The sequence below is a fragment of the Aquimarina atlantica genome, from assembly GCF_000626715.1.
In the GTDB taxonomy this organism is placed as follows: domain Bacteria; phylum Bacteroidota; class Bacteroidia; order Flavobacteriales; family Flavobacteriaceae; genus Aquimarina; species Aquimarina atlantica.
The window spans coordinates 57,358-71,180 of sequence record NZ_AQRA01000007.1 but is presented as its reverse complement, the minus strand read 5'-3'; the positions used below and the strand labels follow the sequence as shown (position 1 = coordinate 71,180).

Here is a 13,823-nt window from a genome sequence, read left to right as displayed (position 1 = left end):
GTTATAGTATAATGCCCTCGAATAAAAGAATTACCCAAATAGTATAATGAAAACTACGAATAAGAATAAAGTATTTGTATCCTGTGAAGAAGCAAAACATATTTGCGATAAAAATCAATATGGTGAAGCTTCTTTTCTAGAAATAATAAAACTTAATATTCGCCTGGTGTATTGCAAAGTAACACGAGCGTATTCTAAAAGAAACACAAAACTTACAAAAACCATTAATAAATCTAAAACACAGTCAATCAGCGCTTCAGATAAAGAAGCAATGAAAAAAGAAATAACAAAAAGAATTAACTAAATAAAGATTCTAAAATAACGAGTATTATTAACCACATTATAGGGATACTCTCTACCCAAAAAGAGCAATAATATTCTGATTGCTTCTTATCTGTTCCCCACAAAAAGAATAAACTTATTGTAGTTATCAATATAGTACTCAAAATTTCTATCGATGATAACAACTCATCTTTTACAGCAGTCAATAATAAAAAGATAACCAATAAAATACTACCAAAAAGCTTAGTTCTTGTTACTCCGATTTTTTGCGGAATTGTTTCTAATGCTACATCATCGTACTGCAAATCTCTTACCTCAAAAGGTAACATCATAACCACAATAAATAAAAACCGCTGAATCATTTCTATTAAAAAATTTAAATTCAGATTTCCTTTAACATGTACTAGTGGGACCAACACAGTCATACCAGCCCACACCATCCCGATAATAAAGATTTTCACCCCTGCAAGACTCCTTAAGTTCTTTTTGTTAGGAAAAACAGGAACAACATACAAAACAGTAAGTGCTATAAACGGTGCCATATAGATCCACGTATTAATAGACACCCTAAACGAAAGATAGATAAAAGACGAGCAACTCAAAATGGTTAAAACACGAATCCCTTTCATCGATTTGGTCAATCTTTTGTGGTAAAGTTTAGAGACTTTAGAATATTTCACAAAATTATATGCCGTGATCGCGCCTAAAAAAGAAAAAAGAAGGAAGGTATATTGATCCGATATTCCATACTTCATAAAGGTAACTTGCACCAAAGCACATATCGCTAAAGCGACATGAATACTACCGTTAATATAGAATCTGAATATACTTTTTAAGGTTTTCACGTTGTTTATTAGGGGTTATGTGTTAACAAAACCCGAATTTGGTTAAAAACTTGATAGGTCTAGGTTAATTAATTGTGAAAGTTTTAGCAATTAAATATGTATTTTTGAAATCTCAATTTCAACTGTTTTTTTTCGTTATGAAAACCGATTCCTTTAAACTACGTCATATAGGTCCATCAACAAAAGACCTAGGCGAGATGTTAAACACAATTAAAGCAGATTCTTTAGAACAATTAATATACGAAACTGTTCCTGATGATATTCTTTTAAAAAAATCGTTAAATCTGGATTTTGCCTTAAGTGAGCAAGAATATTCTGCACATATACAAAAGCTTTCAGCAAAAAATAAAGTATTCAAAACCTATATTGGTTTAGGATACCACGAAGCTAGTTTACCCGCAGTTATACAACGCAATATCCTCGAAAACCCAGGATGGTATACTGCATATACTCCTTATCAGGCAGAAATTGCGCAAGGCAGATTAGAAGCATTGCTAAATTACCAAACCATGATCTGTGATCTTACAGGTATGGAATTGGCTAACGCTTCTTTATTAGATGAGAGTACAGCTGCTGCAGAAGCAATGACTATGTTATTTGCTGTACGATCCAGAGATCAGAAAAAAAATAATGTAAACAAGTTTTTTGTTTCTGAGGAAATATTACCTCAAACACTTTCATTATTACAAACAAGAGCAATTCCTCTTGATATTCAATTGGTAGTAGGAGATCATCAGCAATTCGATTTTTCGACCGAGTTTTATGGTGCTATTTTGCAATACCCGGGTAAATCAGGTCAGGTATATGATTATGCAGATTTTGTTGAAAAAGCTCACCAGGCAGAAATCAAAGTTGCTGTAGCGGCAGATATATTAAGTTTAGTATCATTAAAATCCCCTGGAAGCTTTGATGCCGATGTCGTGGTAGGAACTACACAACGTTTTGGAATCCCTCTTGGATATGGTGGACCGCATGCAGGTTTTTTTGCTACAAGAGAAGCATATAAAAGAACTATTCCTGGCAGAATTATAGGAGTTACTCAAGATTTAAATGGAGGTCGTGCCTTACGAATGGCATTACAAACGCGTGAACAACATATTAAACGAGATAAAGCGACTTCTAATATCTGTACAGCACAAGTACTATTGGCTGTTATGGCCGGAATGTATAGTGTATATCACGGTCCCGAAGGTCTAAGCTATATTGCCTCAAAAGTTAATGCATCGGCAGTAACGTTAAGTGGCGAATTAGAAAAATTAGGTTTCAATCAACTTAATACTGCGTATTTTGATACCATTCGTATACAAGGTGATGCAACCAAAATAAAAGAAATCGCAGAAGCTCATGAAGTAAATTTCTTCTATCCAGATTCTAATACAGTTTCGATTTCATTAAACGAAGCAACAACAATTGAAGATCTAAATACAATCTTATCAATTTTTGCAAAAGTTGTAGGAAAAGAATATACTCCAATTCAGAAAATTGATACTTCAAATACTATAGAAAAAGATCTGAGACGTAATACCGATTTTCTAACAAACGAGGTATTCAATTCTTACCACTCTGAGACAGAATTGATGCGTTATATTAAAAAATTAGAGCGAAAAGATCTATCATTAAATCATTCTATGATTCCGTTGGGATCTTGCACAATGAAACTTAATGCGGCCTCAGAAATGTTGCCACTTAGTGATCCACAATGGGGTAATATCCATCCTTTTGTTCCGGTACATCAAGCTCAGGGATATCAAGAGGTTCTAAAAAAACTCGAAGAGCAGCTTACAGAAATTACAGGATTTGCAGCTACCTCTTTACAACCAAACTCTGGCGCACAAGGAGAATTTGCCGGATTAATGGTAATTAGAGCATATCATGAGTCAAATGGAGATCATCATCGTAATATTTGTTTGATCCCTTCATCTGCTCATGGCACAAATCCCGCCTCTGCAGTAATGGCAGGAATGAAAGTAATTGTTACCAAAGCCACAGAAGAAGGTAATATTGATATAGAAGACCTAAGAGAAAAAGCATTAAAACATAAAGATAATCTTGCCGCTTTAATGGTTACTTATCCGTCCACACACGGTGTATATGAATCAGGGATTAGAGAAATCACTCAAATTATTCATGATAACGGTGGGCAAGTATATATGGATGGCGCTAATATGAACGCACAGGTTGGTTTAACCAATCCGGGGGCTATAGGTGCAGATGTATGTCACCTTAATTTACACAAAACCTTTGCTATACCGCATGGTGGCGGTGGTCCTGGTGTTGGACCAATTTGTGTTGCAGAACAACTGGTTCCTTTTTTACCAGGTAATCCAGTTATTACTACAGGAGGAGATCAGGCAATAACAGCAATTTCTGCAGCTCCCTGGGGATCTGCCTTAGCATGTTTGATATCTTATGGATATATCACTATGCTTGGTGTAAATGGATTAAAAGAAGCTACTCAATATGCTATTTTAAACGCTAATTATATCAAAGAACGCTTAGACGGGCATTACAATGTATTGTATGTAGGAGAAAAAGGAAGAGCTGCTCATGAAATGATTCTAGACTGTAGACCATTTAAAGCAAATGGTATAGAAGTTACCGATATTGCAAAACGACTTATGGATTATGGATTTCATGCTCCAACAGTTTCTTTCCCGGTTGCAGGGACTATTATGATCGAACCTACCGAAAGTGAAAGTAAAGCAGAACTAGATCGTTTTTGTGATGCCATGATTGCGATACGCAAGGAAATAGCAGAAACTACTGCTGACAATCCAAATAATGTAATGAAAAATGCGCCTCATACACTGGCTATGCTTACAGCAGACTCCTGGGATTTTCCATACTCGAGAGAACAAGCAGCATATCCATTATCATATGTAGCCGAGAACAAGTTTTGGCCATCTGTTCGTCGTGTAGATGATGCCTATGGAGATAGAAACTTAATTTGTACCTGTGCTCCTATTGAAGAGTATATGGAAACAGAAGGTTAAAAGATTTATTATCCCATAAATGATTAAGGAGGTGGCTTTATGGTTGCCTCTTTTTTGTTAACCATACTATAATTAAAAAAGTAAGCGTAATTAGAATATCAATACCAGGAAACAATGATTCAGTACACACCTCATATCAATTTATAGTAACACAGATATAATTTTAAAACTGCGTAGTAAACTTATGAAACGAACCACAACAATTAAAGATGATACCAACCGAGATGTTCAATGGTGAACTCTATCTGATAACTAAAAAATAATAAAAAAAGAACAGATGAAACGAGCATTAAAAAATTTAAACATTTCTTTACAAAAGAGAATGTTTACATTTTTTAATGTGAGAACGGAGTGGTTACACACGTTCTCAATTTTATAATTAATTTATTTTTAGATAATTACTAAAATTTAAACGTGTGAAAGATATTACTTCAAGACAAGACATAGAATTCTTAATGAATGCCTTTTATAAAGACGCTTTTACAGATCCTACAATCGGTGTATTTTTTACCGAAATTGCAAAAGTTAATCTCGAAGAGCATATTCCGGAAATCACAGATTTTTGGGAACAACAATTATTTAGAACAGGAAATTATAAAAAGAATGTAATGCAGATTCATAAAAACTTGAGTAGTAAAAAAAAGTTAGAAAAAATCCATTTCGACACTTGGCTATCTCTGTTTCATAAAACGGTAGATCGTAATTTTAAAGGAGAAAAAGCACACCTTATCAAAACAAGAGCTTTATCCATTGTAACTGTTATGCAATTAAAAATAGAATAATCTATCCAATTGTCTATTTTTACACTATAATTACTGATTTGACTATTATGTACGAAGGAAATTTTCCTCACCAGCGATACCAAAAAACTTTAGAATTTCTTAGAGAAAACACTCCTGCCCCAAGTAATATTCTGGATTTGGGAGTTAGAAATCCTTTTGTAGAGTTTATGGAAAAAGAAGGATATACAGTATCAAACACCTCTGGCGAAGATCTGGACTTCAATACAGAAGCTGTACAAAAAGAAGGTATTCAAATTGTTACTGCCTTCGAAATTTTTGAGCACCTTGTCGCTCCTTTTAATGTTTTACGCGACATTAAAGCAGATAAACTAGTTGCTTCTATCCCGCTAAAATTATGGTTCTCTCCTGCCTATCGTAGCAAAACCGATCCATGGGACAGGCACTACCACGAATTTGAAGATTGGCAATTTGATTGGTTACTCGAAAAAGCCGGCTGGGAAATTAAAGCAAGAAATAAGTGGACACATCCTGTTAAAAAGATTGGTTTACGACCGCTATTAAGACTTTTTACACCGAGATACTATATTGTATATGCCGAGAGAATCAAAAATTCTTAGCTTCTCTCTTTTTAGTTTTTTAATTTTAAACCAGAAACCAAAAACTTCAATTATTTCTTGAATATATACATTATCATACCTGCTCATAATGAAGAACGTTTTATTGCAAAGACTCTTGATTCTTTAGCTTCGCAAACACTTATTCCTACCAAAATAGTAGTCGTTAATGATCATTCTACAGACAATACAAAAGATATCATAAATGAATACGTAAATACATATGATTACATATCCATAGTAGATACGTATGCTTCTAAAAATCATATGCCGGGAAGTAAAGTGATTAATGCTTTCTATGAGGGTTTCAAAACATTAGATACAAACTATGATATTATTTGTAAATTCGATGCAGATCTTGTTTTCCCACCAAATTACTTAGCTAAAATTACCCATCATTTTCAGAAAAATGATAAAACAGGAATGGTAGGCGGATTTTGCTATATAGAAAAAAACAAAAAATGGGTTCTAGAAAATTTAACCAGCAAAGATCACATTAGAGGAGCATTAAAAGCATATCGTAAAACGTGTTTCGAAGATATTAACGGGCTCAAACCTGCAATGGGGTGGGATACTGTAGATGAGCTATTAGCTCAATATCACAATTGGGAAATAAAAACCGACCACACCCTACATGTCAAACACTTAAAACCAACCGGAAACACATACAACTCTAAAGCAAAATATAAGCAAGGAGAAGCCTTTTATCGAATGCGATATGGTTTTTGGATTACCCTAATTGCTTCTGTAAAATTGGCCTTACTCAAAAAACAACCAGGCTTAATCAATGATTATTTGATAGGATATTATAAAGCAAAGGCAAAAAAAGAAGTATTCCTAGTTTCTGAAAAAGAAGGAGATTTTATTCGTAAACTTCGTTGGAAAAAAATGAGAAAAAAGCTCTTATAACGAATAGTACCATTCAGAAAAACTAGTATTTCTTTAACTTTTTTACCATAAATTATTCTTACATTGAAACATTAATTTTTTTAAAAAAACTAATTTCATGAAAATCAAACCACTTCTTTGGGCATTAAGTTGTATACTAGGCTTAGCTGCTTGTAATAAAGAAAACAAAGCAGAAAAAGTAGATTATGTGCTTTTCTCTGGAAAAGTAAGTAACACGCTAGAGAATAAGATCAACGTATTTAGAAATAGTGATAGCTTCAAAAAAGTCATATCAATTAATGAAGATGGTACATTCTCGGATACATTAAAAATTGAATCCAAAGGCTCCTATACTTTTACGATTGGTCGTGAAAGATCATCTTTGTATTTAGATCATGGGGATCAATTAGAATTAACAATAGATACTAAGCAGTTTGATGAAAGTATAAAATACACAGGTACCGCAGCAGACGCCAACAATTACCTGGCAGAAAGAGCTTTAATAGCAGAACGTCTTTTTGCTGGCGGTCCAGAAGGTTATAAAAAACTTTTTATGAATGAAGTCGATGAGTTTAAAAAATTAATATCCCAAAATGAACAAGCTAAAAACGACGCAATTAAAAAATATAAAAATTTAGATCCCGAATTTGTAGCTACTCAAACTAAGGATAATCGCTATGAATATTTATCAATGCTAAATAATTATCCGTCGACACATAGCCATTATGCGAAGAAAGAAGACTATAAAGCGCCAGAAGGTTTTTTGGATGAATTAAAAGATTTTAATATTGATAATGCCGAAGATTATGAGAAATCTAGTGCTTATAGAAGATTAAGTTCTGATGTTTTTTATAGAATTTCTGAAGAAAAAGCTACGAAAGATAGCATCTCTATGGATAAAGCAATGATGGAGAATTTGGCTCAGATAAAAAGTAAAAATATCAGAAATGCTTTTATGAAAAATATGGCATATCAAGTATCACCTAGAAATGATAATGCTGCAGAATTGTATGATATGCTTATGGCGGCCTCAGACGATGAAGAATTTAAAAGTGAGTTAACTAATAAATTCGAAAAAATAAAAGTATTGGTTAAAGGTAATGTGTCGCCCGTATTTAATGATTACGAAAATTACAAAGGAGGAACAACTTCACTTAGTGATCTTAAAGGAAAATATGTATACATCGATGTTTGGGCAACCTGGTGTGGACCTTGTAAGGCCGAAATTCCGCATCTAAAGAAAATCGAAAAACAATATCACAGTAAGAATATCGAATTTGTGAGTATTTCTATTGATAAAAAACCACAACATGATGCCTGGAGAACTATGGTTAAAGAAAAAGAATTAGGTGGAATTCAATTATTTGCAGATAACGATTGGGGATCACAATTTGTTGTTGATTATGGAATAAGAGGAATCCCTAGATTTATCTTAATCGATCCCGAAGGTAAAATTGTAAGTGCAAGCGCACCAAGACCATCGGATCCTAAACTTGTAGAAGTTTTTAACGAATTAAGTATCTAAAGTAATCCTTCCTCTTTAAAAAATTATAAATCCGTAAGTTCTATTACTATTAGAATTTGCGGATTTACTTTAAATAGACCTCTTATTTCCCTCTTTTTTATAGCAATTCTGATTCAAAAAACAGACAGACTTGTCTGTTTTTTGAAATTATTTTGTAGTTTTGTACCGTGAAACACTCATTAGTAAGACAACATATCATAGAAACTGCCTCTGATCTTTTTTACCAAAAAGGATATAATCGCACTGGTATAAACGAAATCATAAAAGAAGCAGGTATTGCAAAAGCAACGCTATACAACCATTTTGCTTCAAAAGAAGATATCTGCCTTGCTTATCTTAGATTTAGAAATGATCTGTTTACAAAAAACATAAGAACTTTTGTAGGTAATGCCAAAAAAGGAAAAGATCAACTGTATGCTTTGTTTCATTTTCTTATAGAATTCTTTGCCGAAAAAGATTTTAATGGATGCTGGTGTGTAAATACTATTGCCGAAATCCCGAGAGAAAACGAAAAAATAAGAAAAGAGATACAAAAACAAAAAGAAGAATTTATCGAATTTATAAAAGAATTGGTAGAGAAGAATTGTAGTCAAAATACAACTTCAGAAAATGAAATACTGGCCAAAAAAGTTTATTTAATTTATGAAAGCTCTATTTCTGAAAGTAAATTACACCAAAATCAATGGCCAATAGCTACTGGTTTATCTCTTTGTAAAAGCATACTGAACTAAAAAAATTTTATTAATTAAAGACAGACTTGTCTGTTCAATTTTATTCATCTTAAAAACATTAAAAATGACAACATTCAAAAACAAAACAGCTTTGGTCGTTGGCGGAACCAGTGGAATTGGTAAGGCTACCGTAAATACTTTAATTGAAGGAGGCGCTACTGTACATGTAGTCGGGAGAAATGTATCTAAAATACCAGATGCAGATAATATAATTAAACACCAGGTAGATATTACAGATACTGCCAGTGTAAACGAATTGAATGATACCATTTCTGGATTAGATCGCCTAGATTATCTTGTAAACGCATCCGGAATCTTTGGGCCAAAGGCATTTTTAGATCATACAGTAGAAGATTACGATGCTTACCAGGATCTTAATAGAGGTTTCTTTTTTATAACGCAATCTGCCGCCAAGAAAATGAAAGAAAATAATAGTGGAGCTATTGTAAATGTAGGTTCGATGTGGGCAAAACAAGCCGTAAAAGCAACTCCGTCTTCTGCTTATTCTATGCAAAAGGCAGGACTACATACACTTACTCAACACCTGGCAATGGAACTGGCAGATCACGGGATTAGAGTAAATGCAGTATCTCCTGCCGTAGTCGAAACTCCGGTTTATGATAGTGTTTTTGGTAGTGCCGAAGAAGCTAAAAAAGCATTAGTTGGGTTTAATAATTTTCATCCTATAGGAAGAAATGGAACTGCACAAGATGTTGCCAACAGTATCACTTTTCTATTATCAGACAAAGCTTCCTGGGTAACCGGTGCGATATGGGATACCGATGGAGGCGTAATTGCCGGACGTAATTAAAAAAACACCTAAGTAAAGCCTCAAAAAGAGGCTTTACTTTTTACATGTAACTATAATGAAATCAGAAGTACTTATAATTGGCGCCGGATTAACAGGATTGTTACTTGCTTATAAATTAAAAGAGCAAAATATTTCTTTCAAAATTATCGAAGCTAGAAGTAGAATTGGTGGAAGAATACATACGGTTCTTACTGATGATGAAACACCAATAGAAATGGGTGCTACCTGGATAGGAATCCAGCATCAGGAGTTACTAAAAGTATTAGAAGAATTAAAACTTCCTGTTTTTGAACAATTTATAAAAGGGATTGCATTGTTTGAATCGCAATCTACCGCCCCACCTCAGCATATACATTTACCACCAAACCAACAACCAAGTTATCGAATACAAGGAGGAACTATTGCTTTAATTAATACTTTGGCTTCATCTCTTACCAAGGAAGAACTTATTTTAAATGAAAAAGCAACAAGTATTAGTTATATTAAAAATCAATTTCAAATTGATACTATAAATCACAACTATTATGCACATAAAGTAGTATCCACATTACCACCTAAGCTTCTTGTAAATACTATACAATTTAATCCTTCTTTACCCAAAAACACTATTAAAATAGCTAACAATACTCATATCTGGATGGGAGATTCTATAAAATTCGGAATTGCTTATAAAAGACCATTTTGGAAAGAAAACAAATATTCGGGAACTGTATTTAGTAATGTCGGGCCGATAACAGAACTATATGATCACTCCAATCACAAAAATACTAAATATGCTCTAAAAGGGTTTTTACAAAATGAAATGTATCTGGAAACTAAAAAAAACAGAAAATCTAAAGTGATGCACCAGCTTCAAAAATTCTTTGGTGATGCTGCTTTAGAATATTCTCAATATAAGGAAGAGATTTGGAGAAAAGATCCTAATACTTTTAAAGATTCTAAACATTTTATTTTTCCTCATCAAAATAATGGCCATCCTATCTATCAAAAAGGTTTTTTTGACAATACCTTATTCATTGCTGGTACCGAAACTGCAACTCAATTTGGAGGATATATGGAAGGTGCAGTTAAAAGTGCACAATCCATATATCAAAAATTAAAAGAATAAGTATTATTCTAATACAAAGGATAATACTTTTCCTGTAGCTCCGTTAGGGAAAGTAATTCCTAATAAAGCAGAAATAGTAGGTGCAATATCTGGGATATATGTTTCTTGAGTTGTACTTCCTTTTCGTATTCCTTGTCCAAAAAACAATAAAGGAGCGTGAGTATCGTAGGCTAAACCACTTCCATGAGTCGAACCTGTTTTAGAATACGATATCGTAGCAGGATCCATTACATAAACCAAATCACCACTTCTCTTTTGATTAAACCCTTTTTGAATCAACGCTGCAATACCTGTAACATATTCACCTGCTCCTAATTGGTTTCTGGTAAATACTTTATCAATTTGATTTTCTTGAAGTATATAATGAGCAAGTGCTTTCTCAAGTTTTTCTGCAGATATGGTATGTTTTTGTAACATGTTATAATCAAAAAACACTTGATTGTTTGATATGTTTTCGATCAATCCATCTACTTTAAACTGTGCTTTTACAAATGCTTTAACTTTGGTGGTAAATGCATCTCTATCAAAATAACCTGCAGGAATCTTAACCGATTTTAAGTATGATGGTACATGTACAGCTCCATGATCTGCCGTAAGGAAAACAGTATATTGCCCCTTACCTACTTTAGTATCCAGAGCGTCAAAAAAACGTTCTAAATCTTTATCTAATCGCAAATATGTATCTTCAATTTCTTTAGAATTCACCCCAAAATTATGCCCAACATAATCAGTACTAGAAAAACTTACGGTAAGAAAATCTGTAGTCTTATCTGCTCCCAGTTGCTCTCCTTCGATTGCAGCAATTGCAAAATCGGTGGTTAAGCTATTCCCATAAGCCGAAGCTTTAATGATATCATATCCAGAATTCTGATCTTTTAGCTTAGCTAAATCATAAGGAAACGTAGCTGTTTCTTTACCTTTATATCCGCCTTCAAACTGATTTTGATCTGGGCCACTTTCTGCATATGTATTAATATCATATAGGGTATTCCATACTTTTAGATAAGACTCTGCCTGGTTAGAGGCATTAAATTTTTTAACCCAATCTGGTAATTCGTCGCGATAATAAGTACTGGTTATCCATTTCCCTTCATCCTTACCTCTAAACCAATATGCACCATTAGCAGAATGACCAGCTGGTAGAATAGCACCTCGATCCTTTATAGCAATACCAATTGTTTTTCCTTTTAATTGCGTATGTAATCTATTTTGATCGCTTACAGTAGATGTTTTCATACGACGAGGAGACATTCGTTCCATTTCACTATCCGATCCTACTGCTTTAACCAATGAATCACTAGCACAGTATACCATTGCCTTACCAAATTTATCATACCAATGATTAGAGATAATTCCATGATTTTTTGGTGTAGTTCCTGTATATACAGACGCATGACCAGGTCCCGTATAAGTAGGCACATAATTAAAATGATTGTTTTTACAATTAAAACCTTCATTGATCATACGCTTAAACCCTCTATCTCCAAATCGATTATAAAAACGGGTTAAATAGTCGTATCGCATTTGATCTACAACAATACCAACTACCAGCTTTGGAGAACTATTGATTTGAACAGCTTCTTGCGCTTTACATGGCATGTAACACAACACAAGTAATAAGATTAGAAATACTCTTTTTGTCATTATATTTTAAATTTAAATAGCTAAAATACTATTACTACAAATGTAAAACTTTAATAGAAGGTTAAATGCTATGGATAATTTTTTTTCTATTTTAGCCTTTCTAATTATAATGCATGTTTTACTTAGACGATATTGGTCGCTATTTTTTAATGTTAAAAGGCGTTTTTAGTCGAATGACTAAAGGTTCTGTAATACGGAATCTAATATTTAAAGAGATAGATGATTTAATTATTGGTTCTTTAGGAATAACGGTATTTCTAGCCTTTTTTATCGGTGCTGTTGTTGCTATCCAAACTGCACTCAATCTTACGAATCCTCTAATTCCAAAAAAGCTCATTGCTTTTGCTTCAAGGCAATCTGTAATACTTGAATTTGCTCCTACCTTTATTTCTGTTATTATGGCTGGTAAAGTAGGTTCTTTTATTACTTCAAGTATTGGTACAATGCGAGTAACCGAACAAATCGATGCATTAGAGGTAATGGGGATCAATTCACTTAATTATTTAGTTTTTCCTAAGATTATTGCGATGCTTACCTATCCATTTGTTATTGCCATCGCTATGTTTACCGGAATATGTGGAGCGTACATTGCTGGAGTATATGGTGGATTTATTTCTAGCTCAGAATTTTTAACCGGACTACGAGAAGAGTTTATTCCTTACCACCTGGTATATGCTTTTATAAAAACTTTTTTATATTCTTTCTTACTAGCTACTATCCCATCATTTCATGGGTATTATATGAAAGGCGGAGCACTAGAAGTTGGTAAAGCAAGTACTTCTGCTTTTGTATGGACTACAGTATCTATTATTATATCTAATTATATTCTCACCCAATTATTATTAAGCTAATGATAGAAGTTACTAATCTGCATAAAGGTTTTAATGGAGAAAAGATTTTAAAAGGGATCACTACGACCTTTGATAGAGGTAAGACTAATCTTATCATAGGCACCAGTGGAAGTGGTAAAACCGTTTTCTTAAAATGTCTGCTTGGGCTTTTTACACCAGAACAAGGTTCTATATGCTATGATGGTAGTGTATATTCTGAACTTAATGAAGAAGAACAAAGAAATTTACGAGAGCAGATGGGAATGGTTTTTCAAGGTAGTGCATTATTCGACTCTATGACCGTAGAAGAAAATGTAATGTTTCCACTTATGATGTTTACCAAACAAAAACGGGAAGAAATGTTAGAAAGAGTTCATGAAGTTTTAGATCGTGTACATCTTGAAAATGCAGAGAAAAAATTACCTTCAGAAATTAGTGGTGGAATGCAAAAGCGTGTTGCTATTGCACGTGCTATTGTAACGCGTCCTAAATATCTATTTTGTGATGAACCTAACTCTGGACTAGACCCCAGAACAGCTATTGTTATAGATAATCTTATTAAAGAAATCACCGAAGAAAACAATATCACTACCGTAATTAATACGCATGATATGAATTCGGTAATGGAAATTGGAGAAAAAATTGTTTTCCTAAAAAATGGTAATCTAGAATGGGAAGGTGATAAGACTCAAATATTTAAAACCGACAATAAAGCAGTAACCGATTTTGTATACTCTTCTAATTTATTTAAAAAAGTTCGAGATGCCCAGTTAAAAGGGCTATAGTAACATAAAATCAATAAAAATTAT

General features: G+C 33.3%; 13 protein-coding genes. 11 read left to right on the top strand and 2 right to left on the bottom strand.

All coding sequences use genetic code 11. From position 1 onward, the window contains the following. Positions 1-46 precede the first annotated feature (46 nt). Positions 47-304, top strand: a complete 258-nt coding sequence (locus ATO12_RS16295) for a hypothetical protein (protein WP_034243775.1) — start codon at positions 47-49, stop codon at positions 302-304. Here the strand turns inward: ATO12_RS16295 and ATO12_RS16290 are convergent. Beyond that, positions 297-1,127, bottom strand: coding sequence for a UbiA prenyltransferase family protein (locus ATO12_RS16290; protein ID WP_034243773.1), 831 nt, complete (start codon positions 1,125-1,127; stop codon positions 297-299). The genes ATO12_RS16295 and ATO12_RS16290 overlap by 8 nt on opposite strands. 137 nt (positions 1,128-1,264) lie before the next feature. Here ATO12_RS16290 and gcvP point away from each other — a divergent pair, with 137 nt between their 5' ends. The 8 genes from gcvP to ATO12_RS16250 all read left to right on the top strand — a co-directional run bounded on the left by gcvP (position 1,265) and on the right by ATO12_RS16250 (position 10,540). Further along, positions 1,265-4,120, top strand: coding sequence for an aminomethyl-transferring glycine dehydrogenase (gene gcvP, locus ATO12_RS16285; protein ID WP_034243771.1), 2,856 nt, complete (start codon positions 1,265-1,267; stop codon positions 4,118-4,120). A gap of 416 nt (positions 4,121-4,536) precedes the next feature. Further along, on the top strand, positions 4,537-4,902 hold the full coding sequence (locus tag ATO12_RS16280) for a group III truncated hemoglobin (RefSeq protein WP_034243770.1): 366 nt from the start codon (positions 4,537-4,539) through the stop codon (positions 4,900-4,902). Between the two features lie 47 nt (positions 4,903-4,949). Continuing rightward, positions 4,950-5,480, top strand: a complete 531-nt coding sequence (locus ATO12_RS16275) for a class I SAM-dependent methyltransferase (RefSeq protein WP_034243769.1) — start codon at positions 4,950-4,952, stop codon at positions 5,478-5,480. Between the two features lie 57 nt (positions 5,481-5,537). After that, on the top strand, positions 5,538-6,386 hold the full coding sequence (locus tag ATO12_RS16270) for a glycosyltransferase family 2 protein (RefSeq protein WP_034243768.1): 849 nt from the start codon (positions 5,538-5,540) through the stop codon (positions 6,384-6,386). Between the two features lie 97 nt (positions 6,387-6,483). Further along, the gene (locus ATO12_RS16265; RefSeq protein WP_051575895.1) at positions 6,484-7,890 is read left to right on the top strand and encodes a TlpA family protein disulfide reductase; all 1,407 of its coding nucleotides are present in this window, start codon (positions 6,484-6,486) and stop codon (positions 7,888-7,890) included. Between the two features lie 167 nt (positions 7,891-8,057). Then, positions 8,058-8,621, top strand: a complete 564-nt coding sequence (locus tag ATO12_RS16260; protein WP_034243766.1) for a TetR/AcrR family transcriptional regulator — start codon at positions 8,058-8,060, stop codon at positions 8,619-8,621. A gap of 64 nt (positions 8,622-8,685) precedes the next feature. Beyond that, positions 8,686-9,432, top strand: a complete 747-nt coding sequence (locus ATO12_RS16255) for an SDR family NAD(P)-dependent oxidoreductase (protein WP_034243764.1) — start codon at positions 8,686-8,688, stop codon at positions 9,430-9,432. A gap of 55 nt (positions 9,433-9,487) precedes the next feature. Further along, a complete protein-coding gene (locus tag ATO12_RS16250; RefSeq protein WP_034243762.1) occupies positions 9,488-10,540 on the top strand; it encodes a flavin monoamine oxidase family protein in 1,053 nt (350 codons plus the stop codon). Positions 10,541-10,543: 3 nt separating this feature from the next. Here ATO12_RS16250 and pafA read toward each other — a convergent pair whose 3' ends face one another. Then, complete coding sequence (gene pafA, locus ATO12_RS16245; RefSeq protein WP_034243760.1) at positions 10,544-12,184, bottom strand: alkaline phosphatase PafA; 1,641 nt, start codon at positions 12,182-12,184, stop codon at positions 10,544-10,546. Positions 12,185-12,297: 113 nt separating this feature from the next. On the opposite strand from pafA, the gene ATO12_RS16240 reads away from it, so the two are divergent. Both ATO12_RS16240 and ATO12_RS16235 read left to right on the top strand, forming a co-directional pair. After that, the gene (locus ATO12_RS16240) at positions 12,298-13,035 is read left to right on the top strand and encodes an MlaE family ABC transporter permease (protein WP_025667367.1); all 738 of its coding nucleotides are present in this window, start codon (positions 12,298-12,300) and stop codon (positions 13,033-13,035) included. Continuing rightward, positions 13,035-13,799 (top strand): ABC transporter ATP-binding protein, encoded by a 765-nt coding sequence (locus ATO12_RS16235; RefSeq protein WP_034243757.1) that lies wholly within the window; start codon positions 13,035-13,037, stop codon positions 13,797-13,799. The genes ATO12_RS16240 and ATO12_RS16235 overlap by 1 nt, the downstream gene beginning before the upstream one ends. The last annotated feature ends 24 nt before the right edge of the window (positions 13,800-13,823 follow it).

Bases quoted from the DNA above. Each gene is read 5' to 3' on its own strand.
- ATO12_RS16295 (WP_034243775.1), top strand. From the start codon at position 47: ATGAAAACTACGAATAAGAATAAAGTATTTGTATCCTGTGAAGAAGCA.
- gcvP (WP_034243771.1), top strand. From the start codon at position 1,265: ATGAAAACCGATTCCTTTAAACTACGTCATATAGGTCCATCAACAAAA.
- ATO12_RS16275 (WP_034243769.1), top strand. From the start codon at position 4,950: ATGTACGAAGGAAATTTTCCTCACCAGCGATACCAAAAAACTTTAGAA.
- ATO12_RS16265 (WP_051575895.1), top strand. From the start codon at position 6,484: ATGAAAATCAAACCACTTCTTTGGGCATTAAGTTGTATACTAGGCTTA.
- ATO12_RS16255 (WP_034243764.1), top strand. From the start codon at position 8,686: ATGACAACATTCAAAAACAAAACAGCTTTGGTCGTTGGCGGAACCAGT.
- ATO12_RS16250 (WP_034243762.1), top strand. From the start codon at position 9,488: ATGAAATCAGAAGTACTTATAATTGGCGCCGGATTAACAGGATTGTTA.
- pafA (WP_034243760.1), bottom strand. From the start codon at position 12,184: ATGACAAAAAGAGTATTTCTAATCTTATTACTTGTGTTGTGTTACATG.
- ATO12_RS16240 (WP_025667367.1), top strand. From the start codon at position 12,298: ATGTTTTACTTAGACGATATTGGTCGCTATTTTTTAATGTTAAAAGGC.
- ATO12_RS16235 (WP_034243757.1), top strand. From the start codon at position 13,035: ATGATAGAAGTTACTAATCTGCATAAAGGTTTTAATGGAGAAAAGATT.